Below are 21269 nucleotides of genomic sequence, written 5' to 3'. Positions count from 1 at the left end.
GCAAATACAAAAGGCAGGCACGCCCTAATATTTGAATCGGAAAATGTAGGGTGGGTTATATCCATTTTAAATACCAACAATGTCATAGGCAAAATATAACCTAGCTCTACAATCTTTATACAAAATTTACGGTCTGGCAGGTAAAATAAGTGGCAATAAAGCTCCATAACCCTCTTTTTGCATCTGTGCTTTTGGTATGAATTTTAGTGCATTGCCATTGATACAATAACGCAAACCCCCTCTGTCTTGCGGCCCATCAGTAAATACATGTCCCAAATGTGAATCCGCCACTCTTGAACGCACTTCTGTGCGAATCATATTATAACTGTCGTCTTTGTGTTCGGTGATGACCTCTGGGGTGATGGGTTTTGTAAAGCTTGGCCAACCACAGCGAGAATTGTATTTGTCGGTAGATGAAAATAAAGGTTCACCACTAACAACATCTACATACAAGCCGTCATCAAATAATTGGTCATAGTCATGACTAAATGCCCATTCTGTTTTTGCTTGTTGCGTGATGCGATATTGGGCATCGGTTAGGGTTTGTTTTAAATTGTCTTTATCAAAATTTTGATAGCGTGTTGGGTCTAATGCTTCATCAACGGTCTTTGCCTCAGCCAAAGTATTGGGGCTGTTTTTGGTGATTTTTTTATTGGCAAGACTTAAATCAACATGACAATAACCGTCAGGGTTTTTGGTAAGATAATCTTGATGGTAGTTTTCTGCCATGCTAAAATTGGATAACGGCAGGTTTTCAACGGCAATTTTTTGTTGGTACTTATCTTGTAAGGCGTTTAGTGCTTTATCAATGACCGCTTTATCTTGTGTATTGACGTAATAAATGCCCGTGCGGTACTGTATGCCACGGTCATTGCCTTGCTTGTTGATGCTGGTGGGGTCAATAATGCGAAAATAGTACTGTAATAATGTATCTAAATCCACTTTGTCAGCATCATATGTTACCTTGACGGTCTCGGCATGACCTGAACCTCTGATGACCTCCTCATAGCTTGGATTTGGTAGATTTGGACTGCCATTGGCATAGCCACTTACCGCATCCAAAACGCCGTCAATGCGTTCCATATAAGCCTCAACACCCCAAAAACAGCCCCCTGCCAAATAGATGGTGCTCACGTTAGCCGTATTGCCATTACTGTTGTAATAGTTAGTGTTTTGGCTGGGTCGGGTCATGGTGCTGTTTTGTGTTTTTAAGGCTTCTAGAGTATTAGGATTATCTGCCAAATAGTTCATTTGTTCTTGGCTTAGATTTCCCCTGTTAAGATACACAAGTTTACCGTGTTTGTCTAATATTGCCCAACTTGGATAGGCTTGTACGCCCAGCTGAGTGATGATTTTTGCTTCTGTGTCAATTAGTACAGGTAAGGTGGGATAGTCTGCTTGCAATACTTGATACCAATCTTTAAAGGCCTGAGTGGGTTTCTCTCCAAGGTGATTTGGGCTGACAACAGTAACAATATTAAAGTCTGAAAATTTGGGGTCGTTGTGCCAGTCTTGTGTTTCTTGTAGTGTGCCTAGGCACAGAGGGCACCAACTTGCCCAGAATTTTACCAATGTGGGTTTATTTGGGTTGATGACATCTTTGCCTGTATCGCCCAATCCTGAGGTTATCTGAGGTAAGTTGTGCAGTTGCAATAACAGTTCATTGGGTAATACATCGCTGCTTTGGTGTAGTTCGGTTTGGTTGCCATGATGGTCACCGATGCCTTTGCCACAAGCGATGAGCGTAAAGATGCTTGTGGTGGCACTAAGTCCAAAAATGCCAATATTTTTGATGAATCGTTTGGAAAACATGCTTAATTTACCCCTGTTGTAATCTATTATCTAAATGGTGTCGCCAGCTGTTTTTATCAATGATGCACGTGCGACACCATGCCTATGTTACGTTTAGTATTTATACTCATCCGCCTTAAAAGGACCTTCCACATTGACGCCCAGATAATCCGCTTGCTCTTGGGTGAGCTTGGTGATGACCCCATTAAAGCCTGCGACCATGGCGGCGGCGACTTCTTCGTCCAGCTTTTTGGGCAATACTTTGACATAGACCTTGCCTTGCTTGTCAGCACTTGGCAAGTCGGCAAATTTTTCTTGATATAGATGAATTTGGGCAAGCACTTGGTTGGCAAATGAGCCGTCCATGATACGAGACGGGTGTCCTGTGGCGTTGCCTAGGTTGACAAGGCGACCTTCGGATAGCACGATAAGATAATCCGACTCATCATTTGAGCGATAGACTTGATGAACTTGTGGCTTGACTTCCACCCATTTCCAGTTTTTACGCATAAAGTCGGTGTCAATCTCGGTATCAAAATGCCCAATGTTACACACCACAGCGGTGGATTTTAGAGCCTTTAACATCTCGGCGTTACACACGTGATAGTTGCCTGTGGTGGTAACGACAAGGTCGGTATCTTGGAGTAGTGTAGTATTAACTCCTTGATTTTGCTCACCACCCACAAATGGAGAAACAAGCTCATAGCCGTCCATACACGCTTGCATGGCACAAATAGGGTCAATCTCGCTGACACGCACAATCATGCCTTCTTGGCGTAGGCTTTGGGCAGAGCCTTTGCCCACGTCGCCATAACCAATCACCAACGCACGGCGACCAGACAACAACATATCCGTACCACGCTTGATGGCGTCATTGAGTGAATGGCGACAGCCGTATTTGTTGTCGTTTTTGGATTTGGTGACAGCATCATTGACGTTAATTGCAGGGACTTTAAGCTCTCCTTTGCCAAGCATTTCAATCAAACGGTGTACGCCTGTTGTGGTTTCTTCGGAAATGCCGTGAATACTATCTAGCATTTGGGGGTATTTGTTGTGAATGAGTGCGGTCAAGTCGCCACCGTCATCTAGGATAAGGTTAGCATCCCACAGTTTGCCTTCTTTGTGGATTTGCTGTTCCAGGCACCATTCGTACTCTTCTTCGGTCTCGCCTTTCCATGCAAAGACAGGAATGCCAGCAGCGGCAATGGCGGCGGCGGCGTGGTCTTGGGTGCTAAAAATGTTGCACGAAGTCCAGCGAACCTCCGCCCCTAATGCCACAAGCGTTTCAATCAAGACAGCCGTTTGAATGGTCATGTGGATACAGCCCACAATCTTCGCCCCTGCTAGGGGCTTTTGGCTAGCGTAGCGTTTGCGAATGCCCATAAGAGCAGGCATTTCGGTTTCGGCAAGTTTAATCTCTTTGCGACCAAACTCAGCAAGGCTAATATCGGCGACTTTGTAGTCTTTAAATTCTTGGGCGGTAACTGTAGACACTGCGTCCACTCCTATATGATGAAAAATGAGAAAATAACGCAGATGTCGTTGTTTTATAATTATACAAATATGGCAAATTAACTCCAATCTGCACCAATTTTACATTAAAAAATGCCTTTAGTAGGGGTGTGTTGCACACGCCTATAAGCATCAATGTATCATCAGGGCGTGCACAGCACGCCCCTACGGTGGTGTATTTTGAAGTTAAACAAGTATAATTAAACCAAGCCTGACTTAAAAAAGTTGCAACATCTCTTGGTGTGCTTATTATAGCCTAGTTGATAATAAATTTCAAAATAACAAAACAAATAACAAAACCCAGACCAAACAAATTTGCAATGTTTGTGTAAAACAGCCATTTTATTTCTGCAATATTTTTAAACTATAAATTGTGTTATAAAGGTTCAATATGTCATGGATTGCATGATAAAATAGCCGATTTTCAAAAACCACATTCATCATGCCTACCGTGCCAACATCTGTATTTCGTCCGATAATTTTTATCAAACCCTTTATCAAGTCCTGCCTTGTCATCGTCCTAGCGGTGTTGTCCCTTGCCATGCCTGTGGCAGGCTTTGCCAATACCGCCTTGACCGACACCGCCCCAAAGAGCGAGATGCCCGTGCCCCAAGACAGCTTTGGGCGAGACACGCCACGAAGCACCATGCAAAACTTTGTCAAAGCCTTGTCGGATAAGGACATGGAGCTGACAGCAAAGTATTTGGATTCTGACTTTTTAAAAAAGCAAAAAACGAATGATACAGTTATCCACGACCTAAAACTCGCCCTTGATAAAGGCGGACGGCTACTACCTGATTTGTCAATCAGCGACAAAAGCGAAGGCGATTTGGCGGACAGATTGCCAAGCAACCTAGAAAAAGTCGGTACGATTGATATTGATGATGACAAAATAGACCTGCTACTTATCAGAAAAACCGACAAAGACAACGTGGTTTATTGGCAAATTTACAAAGAAACGCTGGATAATCTGCCCAAAGATTTGACTGAAAATCGCACCACGCTTGCCGATGCCTTTGGGCTGGATTTTTTTGGTGACAGACAGCTGTTGGGGCATAAAATCTCGGACGTGGTGTCGCTCATCATCTTGATTGCCATTGGCTTATCGCTTTTGTGGGGTGGTCTGTGGGCAGGGTGGGGCGTGTTTGCCTTTTTATACCCTAAGGTGCGTGGCAAGCCGTTTGGCATACCGTCCAAAGCCTTGTTGCCTTTGGCGGTGGTGATTTTGGCGTCCATGCTCCCTGAGATGATGGTACAAATGGCGGTGCCTGTCACGCTTCGCACGGCAGTGACCCGGGGTGTTGAGGTAGTGGCGTGGCTTGCAACTGCTTGGCTGGTGCTTCGGGTGATTGATGCCGTGTTCGTGCGCGCCGAGAACAACAGTCGTAAGCACAAACGCCTAGAACAAGTCTCCATCCTAAATCTGTTTCGTAAAGTTGCCAAAGCCTTTATGCTCATTTTGGCGGTTATCATCATTTTTGGCAATTTGGGCTTTGATTTGACGACAGGGATTGCCGCTTTGGGGGTGGGAGGTCTTGCCCTTGCGTTCGGGGCTCAAAAAACCATTGAAAATCTCATCGGCTCGGTCATGGTGGTGGCGGACAGACCTGTGCGTGTGGGCGATTATTGCCGATTTGGGACGATGGAAGGGACGGTGATTGACATTGGCATTCGTTCAAGCCGTATCCGCACGTTGTCTCGGACGATTGTAACCGTGCCAAATGGCGAGTTTAGTGCCATGCAGATTGAGAATTATGACGCTCGGGATATGTTTTATTTTTATCATTTTTTGTACCTAAAACGCACGGCAAATCCCGATGAAATTGGCAGGCTTATCAATGACTTGCAGTTATTTTTGGAAAATCATGTTTATGTCAATAATGAGTGGACGCTGGTAAGGTTGAGCGAGCTACGCCAAGATGCCTTTGTCATTGAGATGCGGTGCTATCTTGATGCGTCCGATGTTACGGTGTTTTGGAAAAAACAAAGCGAGCTTTTGATTGATGTGTTAAATGAGGTGGCACGATATGACGTAGAACACGCCTTGCCCAGTCAAGAGATTAAGATTAAAAAAGAGGATGAGTTTGATAAGTTGGCAACATAAAAAGGGGAGTATAGCCCCCCCTTTTTTTTGATTTGGAGGTCCATAATACTAAAAATCAGGGTGTAAAAATCCCAACAAGCCAAATATATATCCTAGTGTCATAGACGTTACGACAAAACCAATAAAAGCACCAATGCTGATTAAGATGGGTTTTAGCCATGTTTTTCGCTCATACTCATCACCTAGCTCATCTTTGACATAGGCAACCTGCTTTTTGCCAAGACCAAAATACCAAGCAAATAAGATGATAAGCCCCGTGGCGTTAGGCAGGCTAATGCCTGTCGTCATTTCAAAAATAACTAAGCCAAACATGATGGCAAGCACAATAAATGCCAAAGTCTTGCTTTGCTGTGCCAATTCATATTCGCCCAATTCCTGCCAGTTTAGAGCGTGCATATAAATGGCAATAGGTACAAAAATTAGGGCAATAAAGGTGGCTTTATTGGGGTTCCATAAATAGGGTGTATAATACTCATCTGCAGCAGAATGATAATTTGGGCTTTGATAAGGGTTGAAGCTTGGTTCGGGCGATGGTTGGTTTTGATGAATGGGCTGTGGCGGGGTAAAAAAGAGGGGTTCTTGGGCTTGTAGTTTGGCATCGTAGTTTGGACGGACGGTGGGGTTTAGCAGCCATTCATTGACTGCCTTGATGACTTTGGGGTCCAAGGTTTGGGCATGGGTATTTAGAGCTTGGCGGATTTGCACATCCGTGGCGTGTGCCGATAATCCTAAAACTTGATAAAGGTTTATCATATATTGTCCTGATGTTTCAAAATACAACCATATCATACCACAATATTACTATAAAATAAAAAGAAAAATTATTTATGAGTGATGATTTCTTATTAACCCATGAAAATTTATTATCAATAGAGCAAAAAACGTTTGGTTTTTAAAAATATTGTTACAATGCACATTTTTATAAAATGTATCAGTAAATCATGAATAAGAATACGCTTGTAGTCGGCTTTATGCTCTTTGCCTTTTTCTTTGGCTCGGGCAATTTGATTTTTCCGCCCAAATTGGGCTTTGAAAGCGGGCAATTTTTTATCTCTGCCATTTTGGGTTTTATTTTGACGGGCGTGGGCTTGCCGTTGGTGGGCTTGATGATTGGCTCAAAATATGATGGCGGTTATCAGTCCGCCCTTGCCAAGATTCATCCTTGGTTTTCGATAGCGTTGCTGTCGGCGATTTATTTGACCATTGCTCCGTTTTTTGTCATTCCACGCACAGGGGCGGTGGCTTATGAGATGGCGGTTGTGCCGTTTTTGGATACGCCAAATTGGGTAAGCTTGCTCATTTTTACCGTGATTTATTATGCCATATCGCTGTGGCTGTCTATCAATCCAAGTAAGCTTGTCGACCGTATCGGCTCGGTGCTAACGCCTGTTTTGCTTGTTACGGTGCTATCTCTGATTGTCATGTCTTTTGCCAAACTGGGCGGTAATCCTGCCAGTGCTGCCACAGACGGCTATCAGGGCGAGGCGTTTTTTGTGGGGTTTTTGGAGGGGTATAACACCATGGACATGATTGCGTCCGTGGCGTTTTCGGTGATTGTAATGAACGCCATCAGCCAAAAAGTGGGTAAGGAGGCAAATCTGTTTGCCGAGACCACCAAGGCAGGACTCATTGCCACGTCTGCATTGGCACTTATTTATCTGTCGCTTGGCTGGATTGGCAACCATTTGCCCCTATCGGCAGATGAGCTAACACAAGTGGCAGACAAAGGGCAAAACATTGGCACGTTTATTTTGAATAAATCGGCGGTGCTTGGCTTTGGCTCGGCAGGCGGGGTGGTGCTTGGGCTGATTGCGTCTTTGGCGTGTCTGACCACCACCGTGGGGCTGACCGTGTCGGCATCTGAATATTTCCATGAGACGTTTCCCAAAATTGGCGGAGTAAATTTATCCTATAAAGCCTACGTCATCATCTTTACGCTCATTGGCTTTGTACTTGCCAATCAGGGTCTTAGTGCGGTGATTAGCAAATCCATTCCTGTCCTGCTTGTGCTATATCCGATTACCATGATGGCGATGATTTTACTTGGGCTAAATATCATAAGACCCTTACCTGTCTTTGCCAAGCGAGTCAGCCTTGGTTTGGTAACGGTTGTGTCGGTGCTATCGGTGGCGGGCGTGAATTTGCCTTTAAAAGAATATTCGATGGAGTGGCTACCTTTTGCCATTATCGGGCTGATTGCAGGACTTATTTTTGATAAGGTGATGAAAAAATAAGTCAAAAAATCCCAAACCTGCCATGTGAACCGTACCCCAAAGCTCGCCACTCAAACACTAACCTTTGGGGTGCTTTTATTAAAGGCATTTCTATTGCCGAGCATGTGCTTGCAAAGCTTTTCTCGCCCACATCCTTTTGCCAATGCGATGAATTATTAAGGTTATCAGTAGCCCCCAAAAATAACTCATCACAAGATACATCATGCCCCCATGTCGCCATGCAATCGGCTCTACCTTATCATCAATGAGTTTATAATGATATTCTACGGGGTCGCCAAGACTGTCCGCCTATGTTGTTAATAAATAAGTTTGGTCGGGATTTTGATGAAGTTTAAGAGAATAACCATTTTGACTGCGGTAAGTGGTTGGGCTTTTACATAATTGGTAAGCGTTGGGCGTTTCTTCATACTCTTTTAGGATAACAAGTGGTAAAAGTTTGTCGTCTTTTATGGTTGTTGTGGCACAAATATTAAAATAGTCGCTTGGCTGTCTAAATGCAGGTTTGTTAAAAAGCGAGATAATCTGACTTAATGCCATCCATATTAAGACAAATAAGAAAAAGCGGACAATTTTGTATTGAAGTAATTTTTTTATAAAAGTTAAACGTTTAATTTATCTAAACTTGGCAAATAAAATGGCGGGTGTGTGCCAATATTCACAAGAATAATGACATCATCATCATAATAACAATAATGCAAAATATATTCACTGGTCAAATCGCCATTGGTTTGCTCTATATAATACGGTATGCCCAAATGATAATGCCAAAGACAATATTTTTGGGCGATTTTGGCATATTCTCGTTTTTTTGGTATGGGGATTTTGTGGTATTGATGATTTATTACGTCCTTTTAATCCTTGTATGCCGTGCGTATTAATATGGAACATAAAAGCAAAAATTGCTTGCTGAATGGATTTGTCAAAACTGGATAAATTTGCTTCTAGCCAATCAGATAATTGCACTTTCATACCGAAGTCCTTAACGCATCTCTTTCGGCTACTCATTTTTCAAAACTATCAAAATCCGCCAACGCCCATGTTGGCACAGACACACTATTTTTTAACGCTTCTTCTTTATTTTCAAGTCCCTTTAATCGCTCTTTCATCACATCAATATCAAACAGCATTGTCGGTTCGCTTGCCAATCTATTTTGAATGGCTTGTACAATATAATCATGCACGCTTACGCCTTGTTCATTGGCGTAGGCTTGAATGCTATGCTGTATTTGTGGGGGTAGGTCTAGGGTAATCATAGGCTGTCCTTTTAAATAAATATGCCAAATTATAAAATTTTTTTTGGGGCTAATGCACCCTATGCAAATTCCCCCTATCTATATGCCATTTTTGCATTACCCTTTTTGACGACTTTTTCTTACCATATCGCCATTAACAGCCAAACGGAACCAGCCATGTATCAATATTCCTATGCCGACCAAGCCCTTGTCAATGAACGTGTCGCCCAGTACCGCCGTCAAACCGAGCGGTATTTGGCAGGCGAGCTACCTGAAGATGAGTTTTTACCCATTCGCCTACAAAACGGACTTTATATCCAACGCCACGCCCCCATGCTTCGTATCGCCATTCCCTATGGGCTTTTGGCAAGCTATCAGATGCGAACGCTTGCCTGTATTGCTGACACTTATGATAAGGGCTATGGGCATTTTACCACCCGCACCAACATTCAATTTAACTGGGTCAAATTGCCCGAAGTCCCTGACATCTTACAGCTACTGGCGGACAACCAAATGCACGCCATTCAGACATCGGGCAACTGCATTCGCAACACCACGACCGACCCCTATGCGGGCATTCATGGCGATGAGATTGCCGATCCACGCCCCTACTGCGAGATTATCCGCCAATGGAGTACCTTTCACCCTGAGTTCGCCTATTTGCCACGCAAATTCAAAATTGCCGTCATTGGTACGACCGCCGACCGTGCCGCCACGCAGGTGCATGACATTGGACTTCATGTGGTACAAAAAAATGGCGAGATTGGTTTTGAGGTCATCGTTGGGGGTGGACTTGGGCGGACACCGATGATTGGTAAAGTCATTAATGAATTTTTGCCACGCCGTCATTTATTAAGTTATTTGGACGCTATTTTAAGGGTGTATAATTTAGAAGGACGGCGTGATAATAAATACAAAGCCCGTATTAAAATATTGGTTGAGAGTATGGGCAAAGATGAATTTGCCAAAAAAGTGGATACAGAATGGCAATATTACAAAGACGGAGATTTGACATTGACCGATGAGCATTTTAAAAAGGCAGAAAGTTATTTTAGCGAGCCTGATTATGAAAATATTAACCCATTAACGGCAAATGAAATTTTACAAAAACAGTTAACTAATGATAAAGATTTTAAAAATTGGTATGAGCATAATACCGTCATTCACAAAATAAACGGTTATAAAGCGGTTGTTATATCATTAAAAGCAGGCGTGATAAATGACAAATATATTCCTGCTGGCGATTTGACAAGCCATCAGATGAATAAACTTGCTGATTTGGTGGATAAGTATTCCTTAGGCGAGATTCGTGCCACGCATCAGCAAAATTTGGTATTGGGCGATGTTAAAATCACCGACCTATATGACTTATATCACGCCCTAAAAGAGCTTAATTTGGCACGAGCCAATATTGGCACGCTTACTGATATGATTGTTTGCCCGGGTTTTGATTATTGTTCGCTTGCCAATGCCACCACGCACAATATCGCCCATCATATAGAAAATGCCTTTCATGACTTGGATTATTTATATGATTTGGGGCAAGTTCGCCTAAATATGTCAGGCTGCATGAATGCCTGTGCTCATCATCATGTGGGCGATATTGGCATTTTGGGTGTGGACAAAAAAGGCGAGCATTGGTATCAGATTAGCTTGGGCGGAAGCTCAGGGGCGGACGCTCGTCTTGGGCAGATATTGGGGCGAGCGGTATTGGCTGATGATGTGGCGGATACGATTTTGATGATTGCCAATGTCTATAAAAACAATCGCCAAGAGACGGCGGACGATATAGAAACCTTTGCCGATTATGTGCAACGAGCAGGTATTGCCCCGTTTAAAGAAGCGGTTTATGGCTAAAAAGGATAAAAAGATGAAATTGATTGTATTAAAAAATGACGTAACAAGACAAGATTTATCAGATGTAGTTTTATATACTCCTAATATGTCCGATGATGAAAAAATGGCATTATCACAAAGTATTGATTTGACAATAAGCGATACATTGGCAAATACAGAAAATGTTATAAATGCCATATTGTCAAAGGATTATCAAGACAGCCATTTGGATTATCATTTGTTTTTAACAGCCGATGATAATGACAATGAATTGGCACAAAGTTTAGATATAAAAACCTTAAAAAATATCCTAATTTATGTCAAAGATTTTAAAGACGGGCGAGTATTTAGCCTAATCCGTCAACTCCGAAAAATCAATGACCAAGCCATGATAATCGTGGGCGGTGCGTTTGGGCTTGACCAGTCCAGTTATTTTGTCAAATCAGGGGCAAATGGCTTTATTGTGAATGATGATAAAGTGGATACGCTGATATTAACCTTAAATGATTTAAAAACCGCCCAAAGCCGACAATCAGTCAATGCGTTACCGATGTTTCGGTAGGGTTTCAATTTAAAATAAATAGGGTGTATTTGTACGCCCTATTTTTTATTTTAAAAAGTTAAATGGTAAGGTGTGTACCACGCACTAATAAGATTTTTTATTTAAAAGGTGTGTATTACGCACCCTGCTTTCATTAAAATATTTTTAAACATAAATATAAAAATTTAATATGCCAAAACCGATTAACGATAGTAATTTTTATAAGATTACAAATAAAAAATTTCGTTTTATGATATACCTACCTTAGTTAATCGGAGCCTATCATGTCAAAAACCCTAGTGAATGAACAAAACCTTGACGACTATAATTCATCACTCACTGGCAAAACACCCCAAGAGATTGTCAAATGGGCGTTATCCATGGCCAAAAATCCCATTATTACCACCAATTTTCGTCCTTATGAAGCATCTATTTTGCATTTGGTATCAAGCATTCGCCCTGATATTACCGTGCTATTTGTATAATACGGTGCAAACTTATAAACACGCCCAAAAACTTATTAAAGAGTTAAATCTAAATGTCGTTACTTATATCCCTGCCCAAACTCGTGCCTTTCGTGATGTGGCATTGGCGGACGTAACCATAAACGGCATTCCTGATGTGGATAGCGAATATCATGGAAAATTTACCGAGCAGGTCAAATTAGAACCCTTTCGCCGTGCATTGGCGGAGTTAAATCCTGATGTATGGTTTAATGCCATTCGTAAAGACCAAACCGAATTTCGTACAGCATTGGACGTATTAAGCCTATCCAAAGACGGTGTATTAAAAGTTGCCCCACTATTTTATAAATCGGCTGATGAATTAAATCAATATCAAGCAGATAATGGACTGCCGACCATTGATGAATATGGCGAAGATCATTATTTTGACCCAACAAAAGCATTGGCACATAGAGAATGCGGATTACATACGCAATTATAAAAAATGCCATATTTAAAAGGTTTTCCGTTCGCCCTGAGCTATGCCTTCGGGTAGCGGAAAACCGTTGTGGTTCGACAAGCTCACCACGAACGGTTTTCTTTTTAAATAGTTAGCCAAATCAGCCAAAAAGCCACTATGAACACCTTGCCTTTATTTTTTAATCTAAATCAAAAAAGCGTACTCATCATTGGGGGCGGAGATGTCGCCCAAAGAAAAGCTACGTTATTAACCAATGCAGGGGCAAGATTGGTTGTGCTTGCCAAACATTTTGATAAAGAATTTAAAGAATTTTTAGTTCATCATAATCATATCATTATTCAAAAATCCTATGAAAAACAGGATTTAATTGATATAAAAAATCATCATGATATTGCATTGGTGATTTGTGCCACCGATGATAATGACTTAAATAAAAATGTTTATGAAAACGCCAAAGACATTGGGCTGTTTATTAATGTCGTGGATACGCCAGAATTATGCGATTTTATCTTTCCTGTGATTGTGGATAGAGATCCGATTACCATTGGCATTTCATCAAATGGCAAAGCCCCTGTATTAGCTCGCCTTATCCGTGCCAAAATAGAAAGCAGTTTACCAAGTAATATCAGCGACATTGCCAAAAAAGCAGGCGAATTTAGGAATACAGTAAAATCATCATTAAGCACAATTAATCAAAGACGGCATTTTTGGGAAAAGATTTTTACGAATGCTTTAAATGACAAACCCATAAAAAATTTGTCCGATGAATTAAATGATTTTATCAAAAATGACAATAAAACCATAGGCGAAGTGTATATCGTGGGAGCAGGGGCAGGCGACCCTGATTTATTGACCTTTAAGGCGTTGCGACTCATGCAACAGGCGGACGTGGTGCTGTATGATGCCCTTGTTTCGCCTGCCATTGTGGAGTTGTGTCGGCGTGATAGCGACAAGATTTTTGTTGGCAAAAAACGCAGTCATCACATCAAAACCCAAGATGAGATTAACGAGCTTATCGTGCAGTACGCAAAGCAGGGTAAGCGTGTGCTACGCCTAAAAGGGGGCGACCCGTTCGTGTTTGGGCGTGGGGGTGAGGAGATGCTGGCATGCCATACTGCTGGCGTGCCGTATCAGGTTGTGGCAGGGATTACAGCAAGCCTTGCAGGGGCGAGTGGGGCGGGCATACCGCTTACGCATAGGGGGCTTGCGACCAGTGTGCGGTTTTTGACGGCGTGCTATCAGGACAGCGAGTTTGATGGCCTAAAAAGCGTGTATCATCAGGACGAGACACTGGTGTTTTATATGGGTTTGCATGCCCTTGATAAAGTCGTGGCAAACCTTGCCAAAAGCGGACTTAGCACGGATATGCCAATTGCGATTATCTCAAATGCCAGTTTGCCAAATCAAAAAGTGCTGACAGGCGTTCTTTCAAATATCGTTCAAAAACAAGCGGTTGCCAATCTGCCCGCCCCTGCGATTATCGTGGTGGGGAATGTGGTGGGGGTTTATGAGCATGGGGATAGATTGTAGTCATAAATTTTAATTCTGTAAAATAGCACCACGCTAATTCATCTAATCATTCCATTTCATTTTATTTTTCCCGTAAAACAAAACCGCCCAAAATCAGTTGAGCGGTTTTTTGAGCAATCAATCTTGGGCGTTTTGGAGTTTGGGATCAGCAAAGACCACCACTTCTTCTTCAAACTCAGGTTTGACACGTACCACAAAATCTTCACGAGATAGTCCCATACGTAAAGGAATGGAGCTGGCAACATAGATAGATGAATACGTTCCTGCAATGGTGCCGATAAACTGAGCCAAAGCAAACCAAAACAACCCTTCGCCACCCAAAAACAGCAAGGCAAGCACGACTACAAAGACTGTACCAGAAGTCATGCAAGTACGGCGTAAGGTCTCGGTTAAAGATAAGTCAATGACTTGACGGGGTAGTAGTCCACGCACACGGCGAAAATTCTCACGGATACGGTCATAGACCACGATGGTATCATTTACCGAATAACCAATCAATGCCAATACAGAGGCAAGCACGGTCAAGTCAAAAGGCCAACCAAAGATGGCAAACAGTCCACACACCACAACCACGTCATGAAACAGAGCGAGCGTTGCCCCCACTGCCAATTTAAACTGAAAGCGCATGGCGATGTACACCATCATTAGGATAAGTGCCAGTCCTAACGCCATGAGCGACTGTGTATAGACCTCTTTGCCTACTTGACTGCCGATGATGTTGACGTTGTCCACTTTGGCAGGGTTGGCAGGCAGGTTTAGAGCGTCACTAAGGGCGTTGCTTAGACCTTCGGGGTCTTTATTCTCTTGGGGTGGCAGGCGAATGAGTAGCTCTTGACGGGTGCCGAGATATTGTACGACCGCATCATTAAAGCCTTTGTCAGCTAGGGCAGAAGCAACCTGTGCTTGCTCGACAGGCTGACTGTATGCCACATCGGCAGAGATGCCGCCTGTGAAGTCTAGTCCTAGATTTAGCCCTTTGGTGGTGATGGCAACCAGACTGGCAATTACCAAGATGGCAGAGATTACCACCATGGGGATTTCTAATTTCATAAACGGGATAATGCGTTTATTGCCCAGCAGTTTGACCCCGCCTTCTTTTTCGGCAAACTCATCGGTTTGGGCGATGATGGCTTGATTGTTAAGACTGGCATTAGCAGAGGCATTACTGCCCTTACCGTCACGGCGTGGGGCGCGACGACGGCGAGTCTCACTGGCGGTGTTAAGATTGTCGTTATTGTCTGTCATCTTTTACTCCTAGCCGATACTGATTTTGGTGAGATTTTTGCGATTGCCATACCATAACTGCATCAGGGCACGAGTGACGATGATGGCGGTAAATAGCGAGGTAATGATACCAATCGCAAGCGTGATGGCAAAGCCCTTGACAGGACCTGTACCGATGGCAAACAAGATAAAGGCAACAAGCAACGTTGTGATGTTACCATCAAAGATAGAGCTAAATGCACGGTCAAAGCCTGCAACAATGGCGGATTTGGGTCTGGCTCCATTGGCAAGTTCTTCACGAATCCGCTCAAAAATCAGCACGTTGGCATCGACCGCCATACCCATGGTTAGCACGACCCCAGCGATACCAGGCAGGGTCAGTGATGAGCCGATGATGGACATTACCGCCACTAGCATGATGATATTAAAGGCAAGGGCAATGTTGGCAATCACGCCGCAAGCACGATAGAACACAATCATCCATAAGAACACAAGCAGATAGCCGATTTTAGATGCATTAAGACCTTTATCAATGTTATCTTGACCCAGTGATGGACCAATGGTACGCTCTTCAACAAAGTACATCGGTGCCGCTAACGCCCCAGAGCGAAGCAGTAGGGCAAGCTCGCCAGCTTCGGCAGGGCTATCTAGTCCTGTGATGACAAAGGATGAGCCTAATACTGCCTGAATGGTGGCTTGGTTGATGACCCGAGTCTCACTATATGGCTGACGCACTTCTTTGGTCTCGCCTGTGGTGGGGTCAGTCTCATAGCCGACACGTTGTTTATTTTCAATAAATAGCACCGCCATCTGTTTGCCCACACTGGTGCGAGTGGCGTTTTGCATGAGGCGACCACCTGCTGTGTCTAGGGTGATGGATACCTGTGGGCGACCATTTTCATCAACACCAGCTTGGGCGTTTTGGACTTTGTCGCCTGTCACGATGGCTTGGCGGTCAAGTAAGACGGGTGGACCATCAAGCGTGCCAAAAGGGAAGGCTTCGGTACCAGCAGGGGCGATACCACCTGTGAAGTTATGAGCGTCTTCACTGACCATGCGAAACTCTAAGTTTGCCGTACGACCCAGTACACGCTTGGCTTCGGCGGTGTCCTGCACACCAGGTAGTTCCACAACGATACGGTTGGTGCCTTGCGACTGTACCAGTGCTTCTGCCACACCAAGCTCATTGATACGGTTACGCAAGGTGGTCAAGTTCTGACCGACAGCGTACTCGTTGATTTGGTTTAGGGCTTGTTCGGTATAAGTGAGTTCTAGCACCGCCCCGTCATTACTGGCAAGGGGTCTTAGCGTGAAGTCCATCATGCTCCCTTGCAGGGCGCTTTGGGCTTGGCTGCGTTGATTGTCGCTGTTAAAGGTCAGTACCATGCCATCTTTGGTGGTTCTTAGGCTTTTGACAGCGATTTTGGCGGTGCGTAGATTGCGACGCACATCTTGGGTGGCAACCGTTAGGCGTTGCTCTAACGCTTTATCCATGTCCACTTCTAGGACGAACCGCACGCCCCCACGTAAGTCCAGACCCAGCTTCATCGGCTTTGCTCCGATATTTTTTAGCCATTGGGGCGTGGTCTGGGCAAGATTTAGTGCCACAACGTAGTTTTCACCTAGGTTTTGGCGGAGGGTCTCTTGGGCTTTGAGCTGGTCTTCGGCGGTATTTAGGCGAATCAAGGCACTGTTATTGGCAAAGCTACCATCATGATGTGCCAAACCTGCCTTATCAAGCAGAGCCTGTGACTGTACCAACACGTCGGATGTCAGTTCAGTACCAGCACTGGCACCTGTGATTTGTACCGCAGGTTCGTCAGGGTAGAGATTGGGTAGGGCGTACAAGCCAGCAACGACCAGCACCACAGCGATGAGTATGTATTTCCAAGCAGGGTAATGCATAAGGACTTCTTTACAAAGGTTGATGATGTGGGTTTAATTTATTTTAAAAAATAATTATCATTAAACCCTTTAATAATTGACAATAATTTAAGTGTTAAATCATTGTTTGGTCTTGTTAAAATAGGGCTTATCCTTTTGCCCGATGCGTTTATTTAAAATGCGTCTTTAACAGTACCGAATTTAGATATTTTCAATCGTGCCTTTGGGCAATACGCTAATCACGGACGCACGTTGGATTTTGACATCGGTGTTGTTGTTTAGGGCGATGACCGCATAGTCGCCATCAACTTTTTTGACACGACCGACCAGACCGCCAGCAAATACCACCTCATTATCCACCGCCAACGCATTGACCATAGCACGGTGTTCTTTGGCACGCTTGGACTGGGGGCGAATGATGAGAAAATAAAAAATGGCAAAAATGGCAACCATCGGTAATAATTGCAAAAAGGCATTGGGCTGAGCAGGGGCAGTGGTTGCCAAAATAGAAAGTAGCATGAGCGTTCCTAAATTTCCAAAACGAAAAATAACGCATATCATACCATAAAACAAACACAATTTATAAAATTTTACATAAGTCTTTGAAAAATTTTATAAATTTCCCCAAAAATATCGTCCTACTCCCAATCCCAACCACGTTTATCATCACAAAATTGTCCACTTTATCCTAAAATACTTGCAGTTGCCATCATTTTGGCTTAATATTAGCGGTTAATTTAAGCCACTCATTCTTTATATGCCCCGACCGCGATTTTTCCTTATTGTTATCTTTTTATTAGCCATCACACCCATCACTGTCCTTGCTGCCACAGGCGAGAGTGTGGGACAGGCGGGTAGCACCAATGTTATTTTGCTTATCTTTTATGTGGCGTTGTCGCTGATTGTTTCCTTTATTTGTTCTATTTCAGAAGCAACTCTTCTGACAATGACCCCAAGCTATATCGACACGCTAAGAGATGACAGCCCTAAAACTGCCGACTTGCTTAACGAAGTCAAAGTTAAAAACATCGAAAAATCCATCTCATCAATTCTCACGCTCAACACCATCGCCAATACCTTAGGCTCGCTTGGGGCAGGTTCGCAGGCGACCATCGTGTTTGGTAGTGCGTGGTTTGGGGTGTTTAGTGGCGTGATGACATTGGCGGTACTTATGGGTAGCGAGATTATCCCAAAGACGCTGGGGGCGACTTATTGGCGACGTTTTGCTGTGCCAGTGGCGTACTATGTCAAAGGTATTAGTATTTTGCTGTTTCCCATCGTGTGGGTTGCCGAAAAAGTCTCTCGCCTACTCACTCGGGGCAACAACGAGAGCGGGTTTAACCGTCATGAATTTATCGCCCTTGCCAATCAAGGTGAGGTATCAGGACAGATGAGCGAGCTTGAGACACGCATCATCAAAAACTCGTTGGCTCTGAGCATGATTCATGTCGAGAGTATTGTTACGCCACGCTCGGTGATGATCGCCTTTGATGAGAATATGACGGTAGGCGATGTATTTGCTGTTCATGCCAAATTGCCATTTTCACGTTTTCCCATTTTTGATGAAGACCTAGATAATGCCACAGGTTTTGTGCTAAAAAGTGACCTGCTCATTGCCAAAGCCAACCAAGAGATTCACACACCCATCAAAGCCTTTAAACGAGACATTACCTTTGTCTTTGCCAAGATGAAGCTGTTTGATGTGCTTGATTTGATGTTAAAAGAGCGACTGCACATCGCCCTTGTCGTGGGTGAGTTTGGCGAAGTCAAAGGTATTGTGAGCTTAGAAGATGTCCTTGAAACCTTGCTTGGGCTTGAAATTGTTGATGAGATTGACCGTGTTGATGACATGCAAGCCCTTGCCCGTCAGCTCATGGACAGACGCATGAGCAGGCTAGGCACGACCGTTGCTGATGATAAAAATGTGGATAATGTGTCAAATGGATGATAATTTGCAAATCAAAGACTAGGCGTGGCTGATGGCTGACGCCTTTTTCTTTTTTTGGATTAATTAACATAAAGATATATAAATTCTTCATCACTGCCTGTCAATTCAATAATTACACCATAATAGTTAAAATAAACAGAATAAACATGCCATCCTTTTTCTATGATTTCTTTCTTGGCGACTTTTGCGTGATAATCTTGAACCAACTTGTCAATGATGATCTCTGACATTTGTGGGTCATCAGTTGCCATGTTTAGGACATTAATGAGTTCATCTTTCTCATCTTTGGATAGGGTGGTAGATATTGATTGGATAGATGAAAACCTTGGATTGAAGTTATAATCGATTTTGGCAAAAACATCATCTTTCATAACAAAAGCGTAAGGGTGTATAACTCTACAACGAAACACCTCATCATCCATAAAACATTCATGCTTACCACTGTCTTTAATGTCCATAAAGCCATATTTTTCCAGTCTCTCTAAGGCGACTTTTTGGAGCCGATAAATAAGCGATGTGTGTTTCTAACTTTTTCTGTTTCTGATACGGGCGGGGCAATGGTTAGTGCAGATGCAGGTATAGAGCTAAGCAAAACAGCAGATAATACACAGCGGATGAGATTTTTCATAAAAGCTCCTTGGGGTGATGATGTGCATATATTACTCTAATTTTAAGTTAAAATGGTGGTTTATTGGTTATTGGATGGCTTGATTGTGGGGGCAAATTACAATCGTCCTTGGTGAATCAATGGCTTGTATAGGGCGTGCCTGCCTTTGGTATTTGCAATGAAAAACAAGATTTAGCCATTTTTCATGCAAAAATTAATTTAAAATGTTAGGTTTTTAACTTATTGTATAAAAATGTTATCAATGGTAGGCACGCCCTAAAAGAGTAGAGTAATTTTTATTCTTTTAAATGTTATAAATTAAAAGCATAATCTTTGAGTTGTTTTTTGACATTGATAATTTATTTAACATAATCTAAAAGCAAATATTCCGCCACAGCAATGACTAATAAATGCACAGGATAAAACCAATAAAACAGATAGCGACCGCCAAAGTCAGAGCCTTTTTGTCCATTAAAACCATGGATGATAAGGGCGGTCAATATCATGCCAAAGTGCATATAGCCAAGCCCTACGGTGGTGTTAAAGCCATAGATGAGCACATAGATGATAGGCAAGGATAAGAGATAAGCGATGATAAGGTAGTTGGGTTTATTTTTATAAAAATAATCAAACAATAACGTCATATAAATCATGGCAAAACCATAATCACACAGACTGATGATGGGATAGAGCAGGACGATAAGGATTGCCTTTTCCCAAAGGTGAAAAGATTTATGGTGACGAATCATCAAAGCAATGAGCGATAATAAGAGCGAGAACAGCACGTTACCGCCTATAAAAGGGGTCAGTACCGCCCAATCATCAAAAGAAACCCCTTGCCAAAGCAGGGCAGTATGAGCAATGCCAATATTAAAAAACCAAAAGGGCAGTTGTGAGATAAGGGCAAACAGCCCCAACCGTTTGGCATAGCCCTTGATGTCATGCGTATGATAAAAGCCGACCACGAGCAAATAACACATGAGTGGAGCCACCGCCCGCCCCACAAAGTGTAACATCTCTGATGAATGCACATCATAATCCAAAAACCGCCATGCCACATGGTCGGCGGTCATGAGTAGCATGGCAAGCCATTTGACATGAAAAGCGGTCAATGGTTGATGGGTTTGACGGCTTATATTGGTCATCTTGGGCTTGTTGATGAGTTATTGTGCCAATGGTGGTATGGTGTCGGGGGTGTGCTGTTGGTGGCGTTTGTCTCGTTGGTCGGGCAGGGCTTGACGCTCATCATCAAAGGCGGTCAAAGGCAAAAACGCCACGTTTTGGGCAGGCAGTTTTTGGCTGTGGGTCAGTCGCCATGAACCAGCTTCTATCTTGGCAGTACTGTGGTCATCATTGCTGATGTCAAGATAGTATTTGGCAGGCAGGGGGTCAAGGGTGAACTTGCCGGTATATAGATTGTCGCTTTGGTAGGTCAGCACAAAATCACGGTCTTTGGCTTTGTCGGTGGCGTGTGAAACTTTGACATTGAGCGTGGCAGGATAGCTCATGGCTTGGGCGGATTTTAGTTCAAATCGCACGGCATAATCATCAGGCGTGCCGTCCAATCGCATGATTCCTGATAAGCCCAAATCATGGGCGAGCTTATCTTTGGAGGCATCTTGATAGAGGCTTTTGCCGTCCATGTACCAATCATCACGCACGGGCGAGTCTTTGATTTTAAAGGCGTGCACGATAAAGAAAACACAAGAAATTACCACAATGAGTGGCAGTCCGATGACAAACACGATGACCATGTAGTTTTTATACCAAACATTGGCATTGATGTTGGCAGTGGTTTGGGGGGTATTGGGGGTTGGGGTGGTCGCTGACATGATGACATGGGGATAAAATTTGGCTTATTGTAGCATTTTTTGTCTAAAAAAGCCAAAATTTCCATCCAAA

At 43.3% G+C, this 21269-nt stretch carries 22 protein-coding genes; 9 read left to right on the top strand and 13 right to left on the bottom strand.

The window, feature by feature from the left end:
• Positions 1–126: 126 nt before the first annotated feature.
• Both msrAB and ahcY read right to left on the bottom strand, forming a co-directional pair.
• Positions 127–1812, bottom strand: a complete 1686-nt coding sequence (gene msrAB / locus B0182_RS00745) for a bifunctional peptide-methionine (S)-S-oxide reductase MsrA/peptide-methionine (R)-S-oxide reductase MsrB (RefSeq protein WP_078273112.1) — start codon at positions 1810–1812, stop codon at positions 127–129.
• 93 nt (positions 1813–1905) lie between these two features.
• Complete coding sequence (gene ahcY / locus B0182_RS00740; protein WP_112742443.1) at positions 1906–3285, bottom strand: adenosylhomocysteinase; 1380 nt, start codon at positions 3283–3285, stop codon at positions 1906–1908.
• Positions 3286–3745: 460 nt separating this feature from the next.
• Here ahcY and B0182_RS00735 point away from each other — a divergent pair, with 460 nt between their 5' ends.
• Positions 3746–5407, top strand: coding sequence for a mechanosensitive ion channel family protein (locus B0182_RS00735; protein ID WP_078273110.1), 1662 nt, complete (start codon positions 3746–3748; stop codon positions 5405–5407).
• 48 nt (positions 5408–5455) lie between these two features.
• Here the strand turns inward: B0182_RS00735 and B0182_RS00730 are convergent, their stop codons facing one another.
• Positions 5456–6160 (bottom strand): hypothetical protein, encoded by a 705-nt coding sequence (locus B0182_RS00730; RefSeq protein ID WP_078273109.1) that lies wholly within the window; start codon positions 6158–6160, stop codon positions 5456–5458.
• A gap of 188 nt (positions 6161–6348) precedes the next feature.
• On the opposite strand from B0182_RS00730, the gene brnQ reads away from it, so the two are divergent.
• Together brnQ and B0182_RS15060 are read left to right on the top strand one after the other, a co-directional pair.
• Positions 6349–7641 (top strand): branched-chain amino acid transport system II carrier protein, encoded by a 1293-nt coding sequence (gene brnQ / locus B0182_RS00725; protein WP_078273108.1) that lies wholly within the window; start codon positions 6349–6351, stop codon positions 7639–7641.
• A 24-nt stretch (positions 7642–7665) separates the two neighbouring features.
• Entirely contained in the window at positions 7666–7800 is a 135-nt protein-coding gene (locus B0182_RS15060; RefSeq protein ID WP_264676628.1) for a hypothetical protein, read from the top strand.
• Between the two features lie 129 nt (positions 7801–7929).
• Here B0182_RS15060 and B0182_RS00715 read toward each other — a convergent pair whose 3' ends face one another.
• The 3 genes from B0182_RS00715 to B0182_RS00705 all read right to left on the bottom strand — a co-directional run bounded on the left by B0182_RS00715 (position 7930) and on the right by B0182_RS00705 (position 8894).
• Positions 7930–8178: a hypothetical protein gene (locus B0182_RS00715; protein WP_078273106.1), complete on the bottom strand. Its 249-nt coding sequence runs from the start codon at positions 8176–8178 to the stop codon at positions 7930–7932.
• 168 nt (positions 8179–8346) lie between these two features.
• On the bottom strand, positions 8347–8610 hold the full coding sequence (locus B0182_RS00710) for a hypothetical protein (RefSeq protein ID WP_078273105.1): 264 nt from the start codon (positions 8608–8610) through the stop codon (positions 8347–8349).
• Between the two features lie 32 nt (positions 8611–8642).
• Positions 8643–8894 (bottom strand): hypothetical protein, encoded by a 252-nt coding sequence (locus B0182_RS00705; protein WP_078273104.1) that lies wholly within the window; start codon positions 8892–8894, stop codon positions 8643–8645.
• 156 nt (positions 8895–9050) lie between these two features.
• On the opposite strand from B0182_RS00705, the gene B0182_RS00700 reads away from it, so the two are divergent.
• The 5 genes from B0182_RS00700 to cysG all read left to right on the top strand — a co-directional run bounded on the left by B0182_RS00700 (position 9051) and on the right by cysG (position 13704).
• Entirely contained in the window at positions 9051–10730 is a 1680-nt protein-coding gene (locus B0182_RS00700; RefSeq protein WP_078273160.1) for a nitrite/sulfite reductase, read from the top strand.
• 13 nt (positions 10731–10743) lie between these two features.
• Positions 10744–11271 (top strand): DUF934 domain-containing protein, encoded by a 528-nt coding sequence (locus B0182_RS00695; protein ID WP_078273103.1) that lies wholly within the window; start codon positions 10744–10746, stop codon positions 11269–11271.
• A gap of 263 nt (positions 11272–11534) precedes the next feature.
• On the top strand, positions 11535–11735 hold the full coding sequence (locus B0182_RS14725) for an adenine nucleotide alpha hydrolase family protein (protein WP_244893623.1): 201 nt from the start codon (positions 11535–11537) through the stop codon (positions 11733–11735).
• A gap of 4 nt (positions 11736–11739) precedes the next feature.
• Positions 11740–12195: a phosphoadenosine phosphosulfate reductase domain-containing protein gene (locus B0182_RS00690; protein ID WP_244893622.1), complete on the top strand. Its 456-nt coding sequence runs from the start codon at positions 11740–11742 to the stop codon at positions 12193–12195.
• Between the two features lie 135 nt (positions 12196–12330).
• Complete coding sequence (gene cysG / locus B0182_RS00685; protein WP_078273102.1) at positions 12331–13704, top strand: siroheme synthase CysG; 1374 nt, start codon at positions 12331–12333, stop codon at positions 13702–13704.
• A gap of 117 nt (positions 13705–13821) precedes the next feature.
• On the opposite strand, the gene secF is transcribed toward cysG, so the two are convergent.
• The 3 genes from secF to yajC form a co-directional block, all read right to left on the bottom strand.
• Positions 13822–14949 carry a protein translocase subunit SecF gene (secF, locus tag B0182_RS00680; RefSeq protein ID WP_078273101.1) on the bottom strand — a complete coding sequence of 376 codons (1128 nt, stop codon included), beginning with the start codon at positions 14947–14949 and terminating at the stop codon, positions 13822–13824.
• A gap of 9 nt (positions 14950–14958) precedes the next feature.
• Positions 14959–16833 carry a protein translocase subunit SecD gene (gene secD / locus B0182_RS00675; protein WP_078273100.1) on the bottom strand — a complete coding sequence of 625 codons (1875 nt, stop codon included), beginning with the start codon at positions 16831–16833 and terminating at the stop codon, positions 14959–14961.
• 180 nt (positions 16834–17013) lie between these two features.
• Complete coding sequence (gene yajC / locus B0182_RS00670) at positions 17014–17331, bottom strand: preprotein translocase subunit YajC (protein ID WP_029102065.1); 318 nt, start codon at positions 17329–17331, stop codon at positions 17014–17016.
• 238 nt (positions 17332–17569) lie between these two features.
• Here yajC and B0182_RS00665 point away from each other — a divergent pair, with 238 nt between their 5' ends.
• Complete coding sequence (locus B0182_RS00665) at positions 17570–18760, top strand: CNNM domain-containing protein (RefSeq protein WP_078273099.1); 1191 nt, start codon at positions 17570–17572, stop codon at positions 18758–18760.
• Between the two features lie 59 nt (positions 18761–18819).
• On the opposite strand, the gene B0182_RS00660 is transcribed toward B0182_RS00665, so the two are convergent.
• The 4 genes from B0182_RS00660 to B0182_RS00650 form a co-directional block, all read right to left on the bottom strand.
• Positions 18820–19218, bottom strand: a complete 399-nt coding sequence (locus B0182_RS00660) for a hypothetical protein (protein WP_078273098.1) — start codon at positions 19216–19218, stop codon at positions 18820–18822.
• Between the two features lie 23 nt (positions 19219–19241).
• A complete protein-coding gene (locus B0182_RS14120; RefSeq protein ID WP_158079584.1) occupies positions 19242–19388 on the bottom strand; it encodes a hypothetical protein in 147 nt (48 codons plus the stop codon).
• 338 nt (positions 19389–19726) lie between these two features.
• The gene (locus B0182_RS00655; RefSeq protein WP_078273097.1) at positions 19727–20512 is read right to left on the bottom strand and encodes a TraX family protein; all 786 of its coding nucleotides are present in this window, start codon (positions 20510–20512) and stop codon (positions 19727–19729) included.
• Between the two features lie 18 nt (positions 20513–20530).
• Positions 20531–21199, bottom strand: a complete 669-nt coding sequence (locus tag B0182_RS00650) for a FixH family protein (RefSeq protein ID WP_078273096.1) — start codon at positions 21197–21199, stop codon at positions 20531–20533.
• Positions 21200–21269 lie beyond the last annotated feature (70 nt).

It is taken from the genome of Moraxella bovis (assembly GCF_002014975.1).
Classification (GTDB): Bacteria; Pseudomonadota; Gammaproteobacteria; order Pseudomonadales; family Moraxellaceae; genus Moraxella; species Moraxella bovis.
This window is presented reverse-complemented; position numbering and strand designations above follow the sequence as displayed.

Bases quoted from the DNA above. Each gene is read 5' to 3' on its own strand.
- msrAB (WP_078273112.1), bottom strand. From the start codon at position 1,812: ATGTTTTCCAAACGATTCATCAAAAATATTGGCATTTTTGGACTTAGT.
- B0182_RS00735 (WP_078273110.1), top strand. From the start codon at position 3,746: ATGCCTACCGTGCCAACATCTGTATTTCGTCCGATAATTTTTATCAAA.
- B0182_RS00730 (WP_078273109.1), bottom strand. From the start codon at position 6,160: ATGATAAACCTTTATCAAGTTTTAGGATTATCGGCACACGCCACGGAT.
- brnQ (WP_078273108.1), top strand. From the start codon at position 6,349: ATGAATAAGAATACGCTTGTAGTCGGCTTTATGCTCTTTGCCTTTTTC.
- B0182_RS00715 (WP_078273106.1), bottom strand. From the start codon at position 8,178: ATGGCATTAAGTCAGATTATCTCGCTTTTTAACAAACCTGCATTTAGA.
- B0182_RS00710 (WP_078273105.1), bottom strand. From the start codon at position 8,610: ATGAAAGTGCAATTATCTGATTGGCTAGAAGCAAATTTATCCAGTTTT.
- B0182_RS00705 (WP_078273104.1), bottom strand. From the start codon at position 8,894: ATGATTACCCTAGACCTACCCCCACAAATACAGCATAGCATTCAAGCC.
- B0182_RS00700 (WP_078273160.1), top strand. From the start codon at position 9,051: ATGTATCAATATTCCTATGCCGACCAAGCCCTTGTCAATGAACGTGTC.
- B0182_RS00695 (WP_078273103.1), top strand. From the start codon at position 10,744: ATGAAATTGATTGTATTAAAAAATGACGTAACAAGACAAGATTTATCA.
- B0182_RS14725 (WP_244893623.1), top strand. From the start codon at position 11,535: ATGTCAAAAACCCTAGTGAATGAACAAAACCTTGACGACTATAATTCA.
- cysG (WP_078273102.1), top strand. From the start codon at position 12,331: ATGAACACCTTGCCTTTATTTTTTAATCTAAATCAAAAAAGCGTACTC.
- secF (WP_078273101.1), bottom strand. From the start codon at position 14,949: ATGACAGACAATAACGACAATCTTAACACCGCCAGTGAGACTCGCCGT.
- secD (WP_078273100.1), bottom strand. From the start codon at position 16,833: ATGCATTACCCTGCTTGGAAATACATACTCATCGCTGTGGTGCTGGTC.
- yajC (WP_029102065.1), bottom strand. From the start codon at position 17,331: ATGCTACTTTCTATTTTGGCAACCACTGCCCCTGCTCAGCCCAATGCC.
- B0182_RS00665 (WP_078273099.1), top strand. From the start codon at position 17,570: ATGCCCCGACCGCGATTTTTCCTTATTGTTATCTTTTTATTAGCCATC.
- B0182_RS00660 (WP_078273098.1), bottom strand. From the start codon at position 19,218: ATGGACATTAAAGACAGTGGTAAGCATGAATGTTTTATGGATGATGAG.
- B0182_RS14120 (WP_158079584.1), bottom strand. From the start codon at position 19,388: ATGAAAAATCTCATCCGCTGTGTATTATCTGCTGTTTTGCTTAGCTCT.
- B0182_RS00655 (WP_078273097.1), bottom strand. From the start codon at position 20,512: ATGACCAATATAAGCCGTCAAACCCATCAACCATTGACCGCTTTTCAT.
- B0182_RS00650 (WP_078273096.1), bottom strand. From the start codon at position 21,199: ATGTCAGCGACCACCCCAACCCCCAATACCCCCCAAACCACTGCCAAC.